The 18253-nt window shown below is 40.3% G+C and carries 15 protein-coding genes; 8 read left to right on the top strand and 7 right to left on the bottom strand.

What is annotated here, in order from left to right:
* Nucleotides 1-58: 58 nt before the first annotated feature.
* Nucleotides 59-1606 (bottom strand): ATP-binding protein, encoded by a 1548-nt coding sequence (locus tag PY364_RS05010; protein WP_275521055.1) that lies wholly within the window; start codon nt 1604-1606, stop codon nt 59-61.
* 311 nt (nt 1607-1917) lie between these two features.
* A complete protein-coding gene (locus PY364_RS05005) occupies nt 1918-2088 on the bottom strand; it encodes a hypothetical protein (protein ID WP_275521054.1) in 171 nt (56 codons plus the stop codon).
* A gap of 25 nt (nt 2089-2113) precedes the next feature.
* On the opposite strand from PY364_RS05005, the gene PY364_RS05000 reads away from it, so the two are divergent.
* On the top strand, nt 2114-3439 hold the full coding sequence (locus tag PY364_RS05000; RefSeq protein WP_275521053.1) for an AAA-like domain-containing protein: 1326 nt from the start codon (nt 2114-2116) through the stop codon (nt 3437-3439).
* Between the two features lie 49 nt (nt 3440-3488).
* Entirely contained in the window at nt 3489-7097 is a 3609-nt protein-coding gene (locus PY364_RS04995) for an AAA-like domain-containing protein (protein ID WP_275521052.1), read from the top strand.
* Between the two features lie 65 nt (nt 7098-7162).
* Here PY364_RS04995 and PY364_RS04990 read toward each other — a convergent pair whose 3' ends face one another.
* From PY364_RS04990 to PY364_RS04980, 3 genes are all read right to left on the bottom strand, one after another.
* Nucleotides 7163-10387, bottom strand: coding sequence for a glycoside hydrolase family 15 protein (locus PY364_RS04990; RefSeq protein WP_275521051.1), 3225 nt, complete (start codon nt 10385-10387; stop codon nt 7163-7165).
* Nucleotides 10388-10547: 160 nt separating this feature from the next.
* Nucleotides 10548-10751, bottom strand: coding sequence for a DUF751 family protein (locus PY364_RS04985; protein WP_275521050.1), 204 nt, complete (start codon nt 10749-10751; stop codon nt 10548-10550).
* 20 nt (nt 10752-10771) lie between these two features.
* On the bottom strand, nt 10772-11776 hold the full coding sequence (locus tag PY364_RS04980; protein WP_275521049.1) for an ADP-ribosylglycohydrolase family protein: 1005 nt from the start codon (nt 11774-11776) through the stop codon (nt 10772-10774).
* Between the two features lie 83 nt (nt 11777-11859).
* Here PY364_RS04980 and PY364_RS04975 point away from each other — a divergent pair, with 83 nt between their 5' ends.
* Nucleotides 11860-12687 (top strand): DNA adenine methylase, encoded by an 828-nt coding sequence (locus PY364_RS04975; protein ID WP_275521048.1) that lies wholly within the window; start codon nt 11860-11862, stop codon nt 12685-12687.
* Nucleotides 12688-12721: 34 nt separating this feature from the next.
* Here PY364_RS04975 and PY364_RS04970 read toward each other — a convergent pair whose 3' ends face one another.
* Both PY364_RS04970 and PY364_RS04965 read right to left on the bottom strand, forming a co-directional pair.
* Nucleotides 12722-13204: a PD-(D/E)XK nuclease superfamily protein gene (locus tag PY364_RS04970; RefSeq protein ID WP_275521047.1), complete on the bottom strand. Its 483-nt coding sequence runs from the start codon at nt 13202-13204 to the stop codon at nt 12722-12724.
* A 187-nt stretch (nt 13205-13391) separates the two neighbouring features.
* Complete coding sequence (locus PY364_RS04965; protein ID WP_275521046.1) at nt 13392-14315, bottom strand: metallophosphoesterase; 924 nt, start codon at nt 14313-14315, stop codon at nt 13392-13394.
* A gap of 107 nt (nt 14316-14422) precedes the next feature.
* Here PY364_RS04965 and PY364_RS04960 point away from each other — a divergent pair, with 107 nt between their 5' ends.
* The 5 genes from PY364_RS04960 to PY364_RS04940 all read left to right on the top strand — a co-directional run bounded on the left by PY364_RS04960 (nt 14423) and on the right by PY364_RS04940 (nt 18189).
* The gene (locus PY364_RS04960; RefSeq protein WP_275521045.1) at nt 14423-15247 is read left to right on the top strand and encodes a hypothetical protein; all 825 of its coding nucleotides are present in this window, start codon (nt 14423-14425) and stop codon (nt 15245-15247) included.
* Nucleotides 15248-15430: 183 nt separating this feature from the next.
* A complete protein-coding gene (locus PY364_RS04955) occupies nt 15431-16201 on the top strand; it encodes a prolipoprotein diacylglyceryl transferase family protein (protein WP_275521044.1) in 771 nt (256 codons plus the stop codon).
* 144 nt (nt 16202-16345) lie between these two features.
* Nucleotides 16346-17293 (top strand): radical SAM protein, encoded by a 948-nt coding sequence (locus tag PY364_RS04950; protein WP_275521043.1) that lies wholly within the window; start codon nt 16346-16348, stop codon nt 17291-17293.
* 49 nt (nt 17294-17342) lie between these two features.
* A complete protein-coding gene (locus tag PY364_RS04945; RefSeq protein ID WP_275521042.1) occupies nt 17343-17867 on the top strand; it encodes a hypothetical protein in 525 nt (174 codons plus the stop codon).
* 19 nt (nt 17868-17886) lie between these two features.
* Entirely contained in the window at nt 17887-18189 is a 303-nt protein-coding gene (locus tag PY364_RS04940; RefSeq protein WP_275521041.1) for a hypothetical protein, read from the top strand.
* The last annotated feature ends 64 nt before the right edge of the window (nt 18190-18253 follow it).

Below are 18253 nucleotides of genomic sequence, written 5' to 3'. Positions count from 1 at the left end.
ATACAACTGTTCTTTAATTAGTATGCACCACCATACATAACCCGAAAACCTCCAAATACTATTGCTTTACCAAAACTTTTTTTGCACAGCTTGCTTGTTCGCAGACTCTTGAGTTCAGAGGAATTTTAATGATAAACTCAGTACCTCTTCCCACTTCAGAAATACAGCATAAATCACCTTCATGGGTTTTAATAATTTGATAAGAAATGGCTAGTCCCAACCCCGTACCATAACCGATAGGTTTACTCGTATAAAACGGATCGTAGAGTTTAGGCATTGCGTCGGGAGCTATGCCAATGCCATTATCAGTAATTTGAATTTGCACCCACTTACCTTCAACTATAAGCGTGCGGATGTGAATTGTTAGCGTTGGACAAATGATAGTTGATAACTGGTTATGGGAATTTTGTTGCCAATTGTCTTTGAATGATTGCTCGTGCTGATCTAGCTGTTCTAAAGCATCAACAGCATTAGAAATAATGTTCATAAATACTTGATTTAGTTGTCCAGCGTAACATTCCACTAAAGGCAAATCTCCATATTCTTTAATCACTTGAATAGGCAGACGGTTTGGTTGTTCTTTCAAGCGGTGCTGCAAAATCATTAAAGTGCTATCGATGCCTTCATGGATATTTACATCTTTCATGTCGGCTTCGTCTAAGCGGGAAAAGGTGCGTAAAGATTTAACAATTTCTTTGATGCGCTCGGCTCCAATTTTGATGGAAGCAAAGATTTTTTGCAAGTCTTCTACAATAAAATCGAGTTCAATTATCTTAATCTTATCTTGAATTTCTGGTGCAGGATGAGGATAACAAACTTGATAAACTTTAATCAATCCTAAAAGGTCTTGAATGTATTCCCCAGCCGGAGTGAGATTACCATAAATGAAGTTAACAGGGTTATTGATTTCATGAGCAATACCAGCTACCATTTGTCCTAAAGAAGACATTTTCTCAGTTTGTACCAGTTGAGTTTGGGTCGATTTGAGTTGTTGCAAAGTGTTTTCTAGCTGCTCAGTTTTTTCTAGCAGTTTAGCTTGAGAGCGCCGCAGTGAATTTTCAGCCAAGGATCGATCGCGATTTTCCTGTTGCAAAAGTTCATTGGTTAATTCTAAAGCATTTGTCCTTTCCTGTACCCGTTTTTCCAATTCTAGGGTTAATTGGGAAAGTGCTTCCTGAGCTTGTTTTCGCTCTCCAATCTCATTTTGTAAAGCCAAATTTGCCGCCGCCAATTGATCGGGACTGGGGATAGCTAAGATTTTTGGGATTAGTTCCACCAGCACTGCTGCTGTACACAACGATATCAGTGCCGTAATCCCTTTAAGAAAACCAGAGAACCAATAATTAGGATGCCATAGCGTCCATATTTCCATAATATGGGTAATCCCGCAGCAGATAATAAAAGAGCCAAACAACATGAAAACCCAGTCAAAAGGCACGTCTTTTCGCTTCTTGACGATATAAATCAGGGTGAGGGGAATCAAAAAATAAGCGACGGCAATCAGAGCATCAGAGAGAACGTGCAGTCCCACCAATCCTGGCTTCCACAGGTAACAATGACCGTGAGGAATGAAATAATTTGAAAACATTCCATGAACCATTTCCATTGAATAAACCCTTTTATTTGCTAATATTGTTTAGAGGGGTTTTTCTTGAGGATAAAAAACCTGATGATACTAAGAAGTGAATGAGTGCAGTTTTTCTAGTTAACACTTGCGAGCGCTAAGATGCAAGTAAGATGCAAAGATGTTAAAATATAACTAAATTTATATTAACTTAAATTGACTCAGGCTTAACCATCTTAATTGTCACCTCTTAAATTGTGGCTTTACTGTAAGATGTGACACCGATATGACATTTTGATAATTAAGCAAGCAGAATTGATCGCAGATTCCTTTCAATATGGAAGCGCTAGCCTCTATGAAAAATTTGGCAATTTAGACATTGACAAAACAAACAAAGTATGTATATCACCCTGAAATGGAGCGCGATCGCTCTCAAATTTGCGATCGATGAACAGTAATGAAATCATTTTCTCAAACAATGTTACTATTTTTAGATGTTTAACTTGGATAATAACTAGAAACATTATATTTACGAGCTAATTGCAGCTTATGACAATAGATGATGTACTACAGCTAACTCGCGCCAAATTGCAAAAAGATTTGCATCCCGTACAAGAAATCATTCTCCGCCAAGTTTGGGAAGGAAAAACTTATGCAAATATCGCATCTGTCTCTCATTACGGAGAGCATTACCTTAGAAATATCGCTTCATGCTTATGGCAATTTCTCTCCGAAATTGCCGACATCCCAATTAGCAAATCAAACTTTCGCTCCTCTTTTGAATCTCGTTCCCTGACAGATGAGGAACGAGAGTTAATTCAAGAATTTACCCGCAAAAAATGCTTGGTAACGCCTTTAGAATTTCCCGGTTCTCCAGTACCGCTTAGTTCGCCATTTTATATTCATCATCCACTAATTGAAGAACTTGCGTATAAAGAGATTGTTAAACCTGGAAGCGTCTTGCGGATTAAAGCTCCTAGGAAGATGGGTAAAAGTTCTCTCCTATTAAGAATTTTAGATCGTGCTACTTCTCTTGGCTACCGAACAGTAAGTTTAGATATTCAACAAGCAGAAGAAAATGTTTTAGACAACCTAGATAAATTTTTGCGCTGGTTTTGTGCCAACATCAGCCGTCACCTAGAATTACCACCTCTATTAGATGATTATTGGGATGAAGATATGGGGAGTAAAGTAAGTTGTACTATCTATTTACAACAATATATATTAGCAGAAATAGATAGCCCCCTTGTCTTAGCCTTAAATGAAGTCAATCGGATTTTTGAGTATCCGAAAATTGCCAGAGAGTTTTTACCGCTACTGCGAAGCTGGCACGAAGAAGCAAGGCGGGTTGAAAGCCTGCAAAAACTGCGGTTAATCGTCCTTCATTCCACAGAAATTTATATTTCTTTAAGGCTCTCAGAATCGCCTTTTAATGTCGGTTTACCGCTGCAATTACCCTATTTTACAGAAGAGCAGATACTTTCTTTAGCAAAGCGTCACGAACTGGATTGGACAGATAGCCCAGATGCTAAGTGGCTGATGGCAATGGTGGGGGGACATCCTTATCTAGTACGGCTCGCTCTTTACCATCTCTGTCAAAATAGTTTAACACTAGATATGCTACTACAAGAAGCTCCCACAATGGCGGGAATTTATAAAGACTATTTACGCAGTTTTTGGGTGACATTACAAGAGTATCCAGAATTAGCGATAGCACTTAAACAAGTGGTAAAATCAGAATATGGTGTTGAATTAGATCCCATAGTTGCTTCTAAGTTAGATAGCATGGGGTTAATTCATATCAATAATAACCGCTGTACCTTGAGTTGCGAGTTGTACCGCCAGTATTTTAGTTCGCAAAACTTTCTAAACTAAATTTTTAGATGCTAAAATTATTTCTATTTCAAATTAATCCATAAACGGCATGACTAAGGTTACATACCAAATTGGCGGTAGTCTCGCCAACGATGCACCTACCTACGTAGTCAGACAAGCGGATTACGAACTCTATGAAGCCTTAAAAGCTGGCGAGTTTTGTTATATTCTCAACTCGCGGCAAATGGGCAAATCTTCCCTATTAGTTCGCACTTTGCACCGACTTCAAGCCGAAAATTTCCAATGCAGTACCATCGATATGACTCGCATCGGTAGCGAAAATATCACTCCTTTACAGTGGTATAAAGGAATGGTTGCCGATTTGTGGCGCGGCTTCAATCTTTTAGGACAAGTTAATTTAAAAACTTGGTGGCGTGATGAAGAAGATATTTCATTTCTGCAAAGATTGAGTCATTTTATTGAAGATATTCTATTAGTCAGATTTCCTGAAGAGCGCATCATTATATTTATTGATGAAATTGACAGCATTCTCAGTCTAGATTTCCCCGTCGATGATTTCTTCGCCCTAATTCGCTTTTGCTATAATCAAAGAGCCATTAATCCAGAGTATAATCGGATTACCTTTGCAATTTTTGGAGTGGCAACACCTAGCGATTTAATTGCTGATAAAAATCGGACTCCGTTTAATATTGGTAGAGCCATAAATTTACGAGGATTTGAACTACACGAAGCCCAACCATTAGCAGCGGGATTGACAAGTGTAGTCACTAATTATCAAGCTATTCTCAAAGAGATATTGACTTGGACTTCTGGGCAGCCATTCCTAACGCAAAAACTGTGTTATTTGGCATACCTAGCAACTCAATCTACGCCGACAAAATTGGCAACAATTCCAGTAGGAACGGAGGAGTTTTGGGTAGATCGTTTAGTGCGGGAAAATATTATTAATAAGTGGGAATCTCAGGATGAGCCTGAGCATTTAAAGACCATAAAAGATCGGATTATTTGCAACGAACAACGTGCAGGCAGATTACTCGGAATCTATCAACAAATTCTGACCCCCCCGCCTTCGGCTCCCCCCCTTACTAAGGGGAGGCTATCGGCTCCCCCCCTTAGTAAGGGGGGGCTAGGGGGGGTATTAACCGATGACTCGCCCGAACAAATCGAACTATTGCTATCGGGATTAGTAGTTAAAAATAATGGTTATTTGCAGGTAAGAAACAGAATTTATGCTGAAGTTTTTAACATAGAATGGGTAGAGAAACAATTGGGGCAACTGCGGCCCTACTCGCAAGCCTTTGATGCTTGGATTGCTTCACAGCAAACAGATTATTCTCGATTATTGCGCGGAAAAGCGCTGAAAGATGCCCAAATTTGGGCGCAGGAAAAAAGCTTGAGTAACCTAGACTATCAGTTTTTAGCTGCTAGTGCTGAACTGGATAGGCGAGAAGTGCAAATGGTTTTAGAGGCTGAACGTACTAAAGAAGTTGAAGCACGACTGGCAGAAGAACATAAGCGATTAATTCAAGAAAAAACAGCTACAAAACGACAAAAATTATTCCTGTTTGTAGTTAGTATCGCATTGCTAATTGCCAGCATTTTAGGGGTGACAAGTTATTTTCAATACCAGAGAGCATCTATTAGCGAACGCGAAGCAAGAATTAGCGAAATTCAAGCGCTGGCATCTTCTTCTGATGGATTATTTGCCTCAAATCGGCGCTTAGATGCACTGATAGAAGCGATTAAAGCTAAACGCAAACTGCAACAACTAGGCAAAGCAGACACAAAGATTCAGAATCAAGTTATTAATGTATTGCGGCAAGCGGTTTATGAGAATGATGAATACAACCGTTTGTCGGGACATAAAGCCGCTGCTATGGCAGTAGATATTAGTCCTGATAGTAAGTTTATTGCCTCAGCAAGTGTCGATAAAACAATCAAAATTTGGCGAAGTGATGGTACAGAAATTGCTACTCTCAAAGGTCATCAGGCAATTGTTAGATCGGTTAAATTTAGCCCTGATGGTAAGTTTATTGCTTCTACAAGTGATGATGGAACTGTTAAACTTTGGCATCGAAATGGTACTTTGATTAAAACCATCCAGACTAATAATACTGGGTTGTGGGGAGTGGCTTTTAGCCCTGACGGTCAAACAGTTGCCTCTGCCAGTATGGATAATACAGTTAAGCTTTGGAAGCGTGACGGGGCAGGCACAGAGGCACCGCCCCTACGAACTCTTAAAGGTCAGACTGGTGGGGTATCTTCAGTAGTGTTTAGTCCAGATGGTCAACTTATCGCTTCTGGAGGTGGAGACCAAGCGGTGAAACTTTGGAAGCGGGATGGGGCAGGCACGGGGGCACTGCCCCTACGAACTTTTCGAGGTCATACTACTGTAATATCCGCAGTCGCTTTTAGTCCAGATGGTCAACTTATAGCTTCGGGCAGTGGAGACCAAACGGTGAAGTTATGGAAACTTGATGGTACTTTATTACAAACTTTCCGAGGTCATACTGCTGTAATATCCTCAATAGCTTTTAGTCCAGATGGTCAGATTATTGCTTCTGCAAGTCGAGATAAAACGGTAAAACTTTGGAATATTGATGGCACAGAATTGACAACATTTAGAGGTCATAGTGCCGGAATTTGGGGGATAGCTTGGAGTCCCAATGGCAGGTTTATTGCTTCGGCTGGTGCAGAAAATACTGTCAGACTGTGGCAAAGTCAAAACCCATTAAAAAGGACTATTACTGCACATAAAGCTGGGATTTGGGCGATCGCACTTAGCGCTGATAACAATATCATTGCTACTGGTAGCGAGGATGGCACTACTAAGCTTTGGAGTCGCGAAGGTAAATTACTCAAGACTTTGATGGGAGATACCGCCGCGATTTATGCTGTTGCACTGAGTAGAGATGGCCAGTTAATTGCTTCTGCCAGAAACGATAATACGGTGAAAATCTGGGATCGCAATGGCTCTTTGGTGACAACTTTAGCAGGTCATGGCGCGACAGTCTTTAGTATTGCTTTTAGTCCTGATGGTCAAACGATCGCTTCTGGAAGTCAAGATAATACGGTTAAACTTTGGCGGCGCGATGGTACTTTATTGCATACCCTAACAGAACATCATGCTCCAATTTGGCAAGTGGTATTTAGTCCCGATGGTAAGCTAATTGCTTCAGCAGGCGGGGATGGTACAGTTAAGCTATGGCGGCTTGATGGCACGTTGTATAAAACCCTCAAAGGTCACACTACATCTGTGTGGAGATTAGCATTTAGTCCTGATGGTAAGATGCTGGCTTCTGGCAGTGGAGATAATACGATTAAGCTTTGGACAGTTGATGGTCAATTATTGAGAACTCTCGAAGGTCATACTGCTGCGGTGTGGGGGGTAGCGTTTAGTCCTGATGGTAAGATTATCGCTTCTGGGAGTGTGGATAATACGCTTAAGCTGTGGAAGGTTGACGGTACGGAATTAACGACTCTCAGAGGTCACAGTGCGGCGATTCGCGGAGTGGCTTATAGTGGGGATGGGAAGTTTGTGGCTTCCGTTAGTGAGGATAATACGCTGATTTTGTGGAATGTGCAGCAAATTCTGAGTCTGGATTTACTGAGTTATGGGTGCGATCGCGTGGGGGATTATTTGCGGACGAATATAGCAGTGGAAAAAAGCGATCGCCTGTTGTGCGATCGTAAATAGAAGAAAATTGTTAACTGCATTTTGTATGTAGTTGCGCTTTAGCGCTAAAGCGCAACTACATACTTTTAAACCGCACTTACTTCTCCAAACTCTGTTAAAAATCGGAAAGCACTTAAAATGTGACTCGCACAAACATAAGGTGAAGTATCATAAAAAGCGTTCCATGCCGCCGCTTTATCCTCATCATACTCATCTACCCTTTCTGGATGTCGATCTAACCAGCTAAGCCGCACTGCATGACCAATTAATATATCCAAAACGATATATTCTTCGATTTGTAACTCCGGGTTCCGCTGCGCGATAGCCGCCAATTCCATCAAGGCTTCAATATTAACTTGTCGATACTCAGGCGCACCAATTTTATTTAATAAATGCTCGACTTGTAGAGCAAAATTCTTTTCTCCCGGAGTCATTTCTGCTAAAATTGGTTCGCTATCTAGGCGATTTCTTCGCTCCAATTTATCACCAATTACCAAACCCTTGCAATGTCGCAATAACTCCCAAACACTGGGATAAAAATCTTTGGGCACGCGATTAACTGCACCCGACATTTGCCGCTGTCTTCGCCACCCACCTAAGTTTGTTTCTGGTGATAGTAAAGTTGGTAATACCACCCATTCTATATTTTTTTCCGGTTGTTTGACGTGCAAAGATTCCTGCTGTCTTAGCACTTCATTCATGCCTTCATAGCCTGTCAAAACTTGCCGCAAGCGAGTTTTGATTTCAAAGGGACTTAACTGCATTAAATGTTCGTAAGCTTCATTCTGTGTAATCCCTAAATCGCGAGCTAATTCGGTAGCAATCAGTAAAATAAAATAGCTAACTCTGAGTGTTAACAAGCCTTTAAATAACTTTGGTTCCGCTTTAATTAGCAAACCGAAGTAAATCAGAATTTCTTGAGTAAGAACGCGATCTCGAATATCTTCCCCACAGAAATGCCGAATTTTATCCATAATTTCTGTGTAAGAACGCGGTCGCAAAATTACAGAATCTTCACTGTAAGCTTTTCCTACTGTAACATACTTACCGCGTACTAAAATATCCGTTACTGCATCGGATAAACTAATATCAACTTTATTCAGCAAACCGGCCGCATGGCGGACTACGGCCCAATATATTTTGGATTTAGAATCGCTGCTAGCTTTAAGATAAACTTCATTCAGCAAATCTGCAACTGTCACGGCCTCTCCTGGCCCTCCGAATCCAGTATTAAAATTCAGTCCTTTGAGGCGAACTAAGGTATGTAATAGCTCAATTTGTTCATATAAATTCTCGGAACCTCGCAAACTGGTAAGCAATAATTTTGTATTGGTTTCGCACTCTAACTTAAATTCTTGGGTATGGCTTAATGGCCCAGTCTGATCGGGATTATAACCCAAATGATACCGCAGGGGAAATGCACCTTGAACTGGAGACTGGGAAAATCCAAAATCGTGCAGAAAATCCATCCTTTCAACACCAGCAGTCAGGATTAACTGATTGATTTGACCCAATTTTACGGCGGTATATTTGCAGTGTCCGTCACGCAGTTCTTTCATCAACTCTAACAGTGCTTCTCTACCAGTTTCTAGCATTGTATGAGTTAGCATCAGCGTTACTAGAGGACGACCTAACTGATACCAATGACGGTTAATATAAGCCAATTCGCTCTTAATTTCAGCTACCAAAAAATGATAGTCAAGGGTGAGGTAAAATTCTTGCTGGTCTAAAAATGAAGGCAGAAAAACAATCGTTTCTCCCCGAATCCTAAATACTCTGGAAGTTGTTAAAGTCCGCAATCTTCGCACGGGTCTACCTGTTAAACCTAATTGGTCATTACGACCAATTTGTGTATAAATACCAGAGAGTTCTTTGGCTTGGCGTACCTGTATTGGTTCTACTTGTTTTGGGGTCTGGGTGGCGATACCATGAGCAGCTAATTCTGCTTGTAAATCTTCATCTTCTGCTAATAAGGCAATTTGTACTAAAGGCTCTCGATGATGACAAATAGATAAATGTCGTCCTAGGGGGTCAATATCGCCAATAGCGACTAATTCTTCGTCTAATAACTGAGCAAGAAAATATAAACTTTGGGCCCAAACGAGGGGGATATTTTCATTTGGCAAGCGTTTTTGACTATGAGGATTTAATTTTTCTGCTTCAATACTTTCTGCTGGTATATAATATAATTCTGGGAGTAATCTGCAACCATCTCGCTCGACAAGTAGAGATTCTAAATGTTGTTTATATTCTTTAACTTGTTCTTCGTTTCTCTGAAATATCCCATCAAGTAACAAATAGGTAAAAAATAGCGGCCACTCGCATTCGATATGCTCAAATTGCTTAAGTTCTTTAGGTTCGTAGTGGAGGCGATCGCTATCTTCTAAAACTGTTTGGTGTCCGTCTCTGAGAAAGCGTTTGCAACCGTATTTTCCCTGGAGTTTGTCGATAATTTTGTTTTTTGTTCGCTCGATTAATTCCATATCTTCAACTGCAAAGGCGGGAAAACTAATTACGCTCAATAATGCTGCATCTACTTCTTTTGAACTAGATTCTCTTGGCAAGAGAGATTCTAATGTCACTCGCGTTCTGGCAATTTCATCTGGTAAAACATGAATTACGGAGGATTGAGAGCCGCTAACTCCGAATAAATCTAAGCCGTTAATAGCTTCTAAAGCTGCTTTTGCCATACCTACGGAACTGGCGTTTAATTCTGCACTGCCATGATTAATTTTATTTCCTCGTTCCCAAATTCCATAGTCGGGAGTGCGATAAGCTCTGCCAATATAATAGACTAAGTTTTGCACAAAATTAACTTCATCTATTGTAAAGATAATGTGTAAGCCTGAAGCCGTCATTTGTGCTAGTATTAATATGAATAAGGATGTAGCATCTAATTGTAAATGTCCCCAAGCGTCATCGCCGACGACAATATCTCCAGTCTGAGTATTGTACTTAGCGTGTAGAGCATCTAAGGGCAATTGAGTATTTTTAAATTTTTCTACTTTATGAGCTTGTCGCATCATGGCGAAGAGTAATCCTCGCATTAGTTTGACTACGCTATGTTCTAGTTCAAATGTTCTGCCTTTGTCGTCATCAAGTTTGCGGTAAGCTAAAGCTAAACCCCAGACGGCGAGGATGCTGTAAACATTATCTCGTACCCAAGCATCGGTATAGTCGCCGTGAGCGTTAATTGCTGTGCTGGCTGGTAGTAAACCCGTGATTGGGTTTTGACGTTTGAGGATGACGGTTTTGATTTGCTGATAGTAGCTATCTAACCTTTCTCGCCGTTTTGCTGTTGCGATCGCCATCTTATTTTTCCTTTTTTTCTTTCCAATCAAAACCTTGCTTAAGGGTTTAACATAAATGGAATCTTTTTTACGGTAACTTTGATAACATAAGGAGGGAGTTAAAGGTAAAAATGGAAATTATCTTCTGTTGGCATTTTCCCTCCTTCTGCTTCTGCTTCTGCTAAACTGTACTCAGGCCTAACATGGCACGGAGGGTAAAAGTTACAAACATAAATGCGGCGATGATGAAGCTAATGAGAGCGATCGCGCTGACGGGGTTTTTCAGTAGGGGTCTCAGTTGCTCAAACAGGAAAAAGAAGATTCCTAGAGTGATCGTGATGAAGTATCGTGGATAGCGAGAGACATTCTCAAAAAATTCTTGCATTGTTTTGGTTAGTTAAACATTCATAGTTTCATCTTTAACTGGTAACATTTGTTGGTCAGTTCGACAAGTCGATCGCAGCCCCAAGTGTATCGATCTGTCAAATGTTCTGCTAGTTCTGTTGGTATTACTTCTAGGCCGAGATATGCACCGCTGATGGCTCCTGCCATTGCTGCTGTTGTGTCTACGTCGCCGCCAACAGCTATACTGGTGCAGATAGTTTCCCAGTAATCTTGAGGCGATCGCAGAAAAGCATACAAACTCCACAACACGCTACCGACGACAAAGGGCGAAATTCCCGGCCATTTTTGCCCATAGTTTGGCGGCAGTCCCGCTCTAGAAATCAATTCTACGGCTTCCTCCGGCGGCAATTCCACCCAGGAAACTAAATCTTTGAGCAAAACGGCAAAAGACGGCTCAACCTGTGCTGCCCAGTCGCTAAGCTGGTGAAGGAATGGTTGAGGTTCGATAGCTTGAGATTGAAGTGCGATCGCGACGGCCCCAGCGATCGCGACAGCACCCGCCGAACACCGCAAATCTTGATGAGTGATGTGTCCTTGGTCGCAGGCGGCTTGAATAAGTGCTTGAGGATCGTCGTAGAACATTAACCCAATCGGTGCGGCTCGCATGGCGCTACCATTGCCAGCATTAGGGGGAGGGGTTCCCGCTTCTTGCCAAGGCACGCCCCCGATGAGCCGCATTGCGGCTTCTGCTGTCGAGCTGCCGCGCCCAACAATACGGTCTTCTGCGAAAATAGCAGCTATGCGGTTAGCATAGTCACTGGGGTCAAATTGACCGCAGGCGAGGTAACTTTGGAGGAGTTCGCGGGCGAGTTGGGAGTCGTCGGTGTATTGTCCAAAGGGGAAGCCGAAGCGATCGCGATCTTTGATATGTTTGATTTTGACTTCGTAGTTGACGAAATTTTGGCAGACTTCTGGGGGGAAACCTTCAACTCGACAGCCGACTGCATCGCCAAGGCACTGACCGATTAGGCAACCGCTAAATTGTTCCTTACGTGGTATAATCATTTAGTTTTTGTGTCGAACCAGTGAGGCGCAGAGATGATAATTTGTAGTTGTGATAAGTATTATAGAGCAATTATTAAATATCAATGTTAAGTTCTTCTAAATCTCAAGTCTTGCCGCGTCCATTTCTTAAATGGGCCGGGGGGAAAAGTAGGTTGATTCCTCAATATTCAAAGTATTTTCCTAAGCAATTTACAAATTATTATGAGCCTTTTTTAGGTGGTGGCGCTGTGTTTTTCCATTTACAACCTAAACCGGCAGTTTTAACGGATATTAATGCTAACTTGATTAACACTTATTGCTGTGTTAGAGATAATGTTGAGGAGTTGATTACCTGTTTAAAGAAACATGAATCAAGGCATGATAAAGAGTATTATTATGATGTGCGATCGTATCCTCAAGGAACTAAGATAGAAAGAGCGGCGCGGTTGATTTATCTTAATAAGACTTGCTTTAATGGCTTATATCGAGAAAACTCAAAAGGTGAATTTAATGTGCCGATGGGTAAATATAAAAATCCTAGGATTTGTAATGCCGATTTACTTCGTTCAGTATCAGCTTTATTAAAATCAGTGACTATTGAAAATAGACATTTTGAAGATGTGTTGAAGTATGCTAATAGTGCGGAAGATTTTGTTTATTTCGATCCGCCCTATTTTCCAATCAATGATACCAGTTATTTTACCTCTTATAGTCGTGATTCTTTTACTGAACAGGATCAAGTTAGGTTGAGAGATGTTTTTGTAGAACTTGCTAGGAGAAATGTAAAAGTGCTGCTGTCTAATTCTGATTGTGAGTTTATTCGAGAGTTGTATAGTGGATTTAAAATTAAGCCTATATTAGCAGCAAGGGCGATTAATTCTAATGCTAAGCTTCGGGGAAAAGTTGCTGAAGTTTTAATAACTTCTGACTAATTATAATTAATCATTGTTAGCACTACAATTAGCCTTACAAATTGTTGTTAGCCCAAACAATAAAACTAGACATCGTATGGACGGCTAGTAGATTTTGATTGAAGTTAATTTGTTGAGTTAGCCAAGCAATTGCACCTGGTTTCATCCCTCCACCGTCAATTAAGACAACAGCCGGAGCAGGATAACAATTCTGAATTGTTAAATTGACATAAGGCAGTTTTTCATCAACTGAACCACCGACTTGTTGCCATTTACATTCAATTATTATAGAGGGAATTGACGGACAACCAATAATATAAAATTCTACATATATATCTGTTCCATAAATTCCTTTCCCAAGATGAACTTGCCTTGCATATCGCTTTGGTATATTAGTGGAGTCTACAACAAGATATGCTAATCGCTCCTTTTTCTTTAAATCAGAAGCTACTTCAACATATCCATGTCCCTTTAAAGCTCCTTCTACAGCACTTTCTAAAACTTTTCCAGCACGATTTGCTCTACCACCTTGACTCATTATTATTTGTCCTCTTGAAGCTAGTTTACAGTAATTAAGTTAGGAGTTACGCAATAAAAGTATCCGTAACGCTTACGTCTTATAACTATTGCTCAAAATTTAGGGAATAGTGCCACAAAAATGCGAGTTTTACTCAAGTAAATCAATATTTTCCTAGCTTTAAGTAAATTTCTAGTTCCATTGTAAACTAAACTGACTTCAACATAACCACACCCCGATCGAACACCCGATTATCCGTCCCAATCCCACTCACAAACATTCTATCATCATAAACATCAAAGGCTGCAAAACTCAACCGCGAAGCCGAATATTCCGTCCATTCAGAACGCCCCACCGCACGAGTACCACCGCCACCACCACAAATTAAATAAGTTGTCCCATTAATCGAACGAGTCCTTTCATAATCATGTTCATGGCCGTTAATATAAACTTGCACTCCGTACTTTTGAAAAAGCGGCGTTAAATTCTCAACAAATGGTTTATTCACTCCATAAAGCCCAGATGAATAAATCTGATGATGACCAAATACTATTTTCCAAGGTGCATCACTTTGACTTAATTCTTTATTCAGCCAAATTAGCTGATTTTTCCAATCTGCGTTACTATTAGTATCTAAAGCAAAAAACTGTACTTTTCCCCGCCGAAAAGTATAGTAACGTCCTTGCATATTAAAGCCGGGATATTTAACTTCAAAGTCGCCATTAGCCGTGCGAATGTCGTGATTTCCTAGACAAGCGTAAAACTTAACGTTCTGCTGTAATAAATCTTGATATGGCTTCTCAAATACCGCGCCAATTTTCTCGATTTCACCGTTATTATAAATATTATCACCCGCGAGAATCGCCAAATTAAAAGGATTTTGTTGATGATAGCGCGTCATCGCCTTGGCTACCCGATACTGGCCTTCAGCACCAGTACCCGTGTCTGCGACGGAGATAAAACGCAAAATCGGCGGGGTGGTGGGTAACTGCGCGATCGCACCTTCTCCCTCCAAACTAGCAGCGGGACTAGCACCCTCAACAATTTGAGCCTTAAGTATTTTCCACAGTCCCGTCACACTTAATGCGCTCAGGCCACTTAAAATTAAAAATTGACGGCGTTTGATACTCATTTTGATTCAGTTAGAAGTAATGAAATGATAAATTAAGGCTGAGAGATATAGCTCACGTAAAAATCTATCGCATTTAAGCATATTTATACCGCCAGGAGGTTAAGAAAATGTCAGAAGACCAACCACAAAAACCACAGTCCGAACAGCCTCAGCCAGAGATACAGCCGATCGCCACTTCTCAAAACGCGGCTAAAACTCCCCAGGATTCCGCAAAACTCGATCGCAGCCTGTTGGACAAACTCAGTTCAGCTTGGCTTACTGTAGTCCAGTTTGTGCGATCGCTTCTACCCGCCTCGATCGATCAAAAGCTGTCCGATACAGTTTTAAGCAGCGCGATCGCAGCAATTTTGATCGTCGCGATCGGTACAACACTAACCCTCCTATCTGGAAAGTCACCTGAAATAGTAGTTATCCCATCCCCAGAGTCACCTGAAATAACCATTGTTACATCCCCAGAATCCCCTGAAATAGTAGTTATCCCATCCCCAGAATCCTCTGAAATAACCATTGTTACATCCCCAGAACCAACAGCAACAAATTTGCAAGAACCGATCGTCTCTGAAGAAACAAAAACAATAGAAATTACTCCGCCATCGCCACCAAAACTAACACCAGAACAAAATTTTATTGCCACAATTCAAAACCAAGTAGATGAACTCACCCATGAATTTAATAACAGTTTGGTTGAATCCATCCAGGTTAATTTTTTCAGCAGTCTTTTAACTGTTAAAGTTGGAGATGATTGGTATAATCTTCCTGAAAGCGAACAAAACCAGTTGGCTAGCCAAATCTTTAAACAATCGCAAAAACTTGAATTCAGAAAACTAGAAATCGCCAACTCCCAAGGCAAACTTATCGCTCGTAGTCCAGTAATTGGCTCTGAAATGATAATTTTAGAAAGGAAGAAAGCAGAAAGTATCGGCAATGCTTAGTTGTTAGTTATTAGTTGGAAGAAAGAACAGGATTTACGCAAAGAAATTGGGTTTCCATGAAAAATGAAGATTTGAAAACGAGGTATCTAGGAATAAATGCAGCTTCTAGTCCGGCGTGCGTAAGTCCTAAAAGAAATTCCCCACAACTAACAACCAACAACTAACAACCAACAACTAACAAATATGATATTTCCAGTTTATTTTTCGATCGGTTCATTCCAAATTCATCCTCATTTTTTATTTGAATCTCTAGCCTACGCGATCGCCTTTCGCCTCGTCATCCTTAATAGTCGCAAAGATACAATTAAACCCACTGAGCGAACTTCTGTTATCGTAGGTGGTATGGTAGGTGCTTTAGTAGGAGCAAAATTCCTAGTTTTACTACAACATCTCGATTTACTACCTCAAAATTGGCAGCAATTCCTTTTGCTTTTCATTCAGGGAAAAACTGTAGTTGGTGCAATACTTGGCGGCTTAATTGTCGTGGAATTAACAAAAAAGATCATAGGTGTTACCCGTTCCACTGGTGATGTTTTCGTCTATCCTTTGATTGTAGGAACTGCTATCGGAAGGATTGGTTGTTTTCTGACAGGATTGAGCGATCGCACTTACGGTATTGCAACTAATTTACCTTGGGGTGTAGATTTTGGAGATGGAATTTATAGACATCCCACCCAATTGTATGAGATTATATTCTTACTGGTATTGATGGCATTTTTACGCATCCGCAGCCGTTATCAAAGGCAAGAAGGCGAACTCTTTAAATTTTACACGATCGCCTATTTAGGCTTTCGGTTTATAATTGATTTCATCAAGCCAGATTTTCACCCATTTTTAGGTATGACTGCAATTCAAATTGCTTGTCTTCTAGCTCTAGTTTATTACCGTCGTAGTCTTGGAAATCTGTTTAGGTTTACCCAACCTGCTAACAGCTTAGAAATGAGCATTAAATAGTTTATTCAAAGGTATGTAGTTGCGCTTTAGCGCTAAGTAGAACTAGGCAAGAAAGAGCGCTGAAGCGCAACTACATACGAAATGCAGTAGTTATTTAATTGTTATTTCCAAACTCAAACTATAAAATATTAAATACTGAATCTTATGCCTACTCGACCTTATCTATTTTATGCCTTAACTAACAGCGTTTGCTCTAAGTGCTTAACTAAAGTTGAGGCAAAGATTATCTTTCGCGATGACTGCGTTTATCTAGTTAAGCATTGTCTCATTCATGGACAGGAAGAAGTCTTAATTGCTGACGATATTGACTATTATAAATTAACCCAGGAATTTATCAAACCTGGAGATATGCCACTTAAATTTAATACACCAATTAAATACGGTTGTCCCTACGACTGCGGCCTTTGTCCCGATCACGAACAACATAGTTGTTTAACTTTAGTAGAATTAACAGATAAATGCAATCTTTCCTGTCCGATTTGCTATGCTGACTCTGGGATTGAAGAAATTTCACCTCATTCTAATCAATCCAGATTACATCGCAGTTTAGCAGAAATTGAAATGATGTTAGATGCGGTGGTTGCTAATGAAGGGGAACCGCAAATTGTACAACTTAGCGGTGGCGAACCCACTCTTCATCCAGAGTTTTTTGAAGTTATGGATTTGGTGAAAAGTAAGCCAATTAAGCACTTAATGATTAATACAAATGGTGTGAGAATTGCTAAAGATAGAAAATTTTGCGAACGCCTCAGTCAATATATGCCTGGAATTGAGATATATTTGCAGTTTGATAGCTTTGAGAAATCCACATTGGAGGAGTTGCGAGGGGTAGATTTAAGAGAAGTAAGAGAAAGAGCTATTACTAACCTAAATGAGTATAATATTTCTACTACCTTAGTTGTCACTGTCAAAAAAGGTTTAAACGATCGTGAAATTGGCAAAATTATCGAATATGCCTTACAGCAAAAATGCGTTCGGGGTGTCACATTCCAACCGATACAGGTAGCGGGAAGATTAGAACAATTCGACCCCAAACGAGATAGATACAGCATATTCCATATATATGTGGTACACACAATTTCATCGATCTAAGTAGTTAGTTGACTAAGAGTTCTGCTACTGTACTTCATTCACCTGGAATATGCTGTATACCCTAACAGAAGTTCGGCGGTCAATTTTGCAGCAAAGTCCCTATTTCAAACCAGAAGATATTATCCCAGTTCCCTGTCATCCCGACAGCTTGGCAATGGCTTATGCACTCAAGTTAAATGGTAAAGTGATACCGTTAACTGGTATGATTGACCCAGATGCTTATGTGAAAATGATGCCGAATAGCGTACTTTACGAGCAGAATGAAGAACTCAAAAGTAAGATTTTTGAGCTATTTTCCACTAGCCATTCTCCGAAGTCAGCAGCAACATCTTTAAAACAGTTATTGTGCTGTTTACCGATGATGGCGGTTCCCGATGGAATTACCTATGAAAATGTATTTCGGGTGTTAATTGTCCAGTTTCTCGATCCGTTTAACTTTGACGTGCGCTCTGTGAAACGGTCTTGTATTCATATTGTACACCCAGATGGAAGGATTATTCCATTTGATACGTTTAATATGTTTTACCGCGAGGGAAGTGCTGGGCATCATTTAGTTACTAATCGGTCGAATTAAAAGTAGGAAAATATAAATTATGGTGCGGAGAAATGAGATTTTAGGGATTGTTTTAGGTATTATCATCTTAGTGTTAATACACGGTTTAACTTTAACTGCACTGGTATTTTTGTCTTCTTATTTGCCATTTTTCAATCGCAATTATAATTTTTTCTTCATCCCCGCTTCTATTGGCTTGTGGCAAATTGTCTATGCAATTCCTCTGATTTTTTTGATGAAAATAAAGCAGCAATGGGGATTGATGAAAGGTGTTATTATCTGTGCAGTTTTGACAGCTTTACTAAATGGAGGTTGTTGGATATTATTGGTTGTTCCTAGATGAAATAAATTTTACAGAACTTACGCACTTCTCTCGTAACGCCGCCCTCTGGGCGGTTTGTTACCGC

Source organism: Kamptonema sp. UHCC 0994, assembly GCF_029167235.1.
In the GTDB taxonomy this organism is placed as follows: domain Bacteria; phylum Cyanobacteriota; class Cyanobacteriia; order Cyanobacteriales; family Microcoleaceae; genus Kamptonema.
The sequence above is the reverse complement of the archived record's forward strand: the minus strand, read 5'-3'. Positions and strand labels throughout refer to the sequence as shown.

What these genes read in the sequence shown, in the direction of transcription:
- PY364_RS05010 (WP_275521055.1), bottom strand. Translation starts at nt 1,606, where the DNA reads ATGGAAATGGTTCATGGAATGTTTTCAAATTATTTCATTCCTCACGGT.
- PY364_RS05005 (WP_275521054.1), bottom strand. Translation starts at nt 2,088, where the DNA reads ATGTTTCTAGTTATTATCCAAGTTAAACATCTAAAAATAGTAACATTG.
- PY364_RS05000 (WP_275521053.1), top strand. Translation starts at nt 2,114, where the DNA reads ATGACAATAGATGATGTACTACAGCTAACTCGCGCCAAATTGCAAAAA.
- PY364_RS04995 (WP_275521052.1), top strand. Translation starts at nt 3,489, where the DNA reads ATGACTAAGGTTACATACCAAATTGGCGGTAGTCTCGCCAACGATGCA.
- PY364_RS04990 (WP_275521051.1), bottom strand. Translation starts at nt 10,387, where the DNA reads ATGGCGATCGCAACAGCAAAACGGCGAGAAAGGTTAGATAGCTACTAT.
- PY364_RS04985 (WP_275521050.1), bottom strand. Translation starts at nt 10,751, where the DNA reads ATGCAAGAATTTTTTGAGAATGTCTCTCGCTATCCACGATACTTCATC.
- PY364_RS04980 (WP_275521049.1), bottom strand. Translation starts at nt 11,776, where the DNA reads ATGATTATACCACGTAAGGAACAATTTAGCGGTTGCCTAATCGGTCAG.
- PY364_RS04975 (WP_275521048.1), top strand. Translation starts at nt 11,860, where the DNA reads ATGTTAAGTTCTTCTAAATCTCAAGTCTTGCCGCGTCCATTTCTTAAA.
- PY364_RS04970 (WP_275521047.1), bottom strand. Translation starts at nt 13,204, where the DNA reads ATGAGTCAAGGTGGTAGAGCAAATCGTGCTGGAAAAGTTTTAGAAAGT.
- PY364_RS04965 (WP_275521046.1), bottom strand. Translation starts at nt 14,315, where the DNA reads ATGAGTATCAAACGCCGTCAATTTTTAATTTTAAGTGGCCTGAGCGCA.
- PY364_RS04960 (WP_275521045.1), top strand. Translation starts at nt 14,423, where the DNA reads ATGTCAGAAGACCAACCACAAAAACCACAGTCCGAACAGCCTCAGCCA.
- PY364_RS04955 (WP_275521044.1), top strand. Translation starts at nt 15,431, where the DNA reads ATGATATTTCCAGTTTATTTTTCGATCGGTTCATTCCAAATTCATCCT.
- PY364_RS04950 (WP_275521043.1), top strand. Translation starts at nt 16,346, where the DNA reads ATGCCTACTCGACCTTATCTATTTTATGCCTTAACTAACAGCGTTTGC.
- PY364_RS04945 (WP_275521042.1), top strand. Translation starts at nt 17,343, where the DNA reads ATGCTGTATACCCTAACAGAAGTTCGGCGGTCAATTTTGCAGCAAAGT.
- PY364_RS04940 (WP_275521041.1), top strand. Translation starts at nt 17,887, where the DNA reads ATGGTGCGGAGAAATGAGATTTTAGGGATTGTTTTAGGTATTATCATC.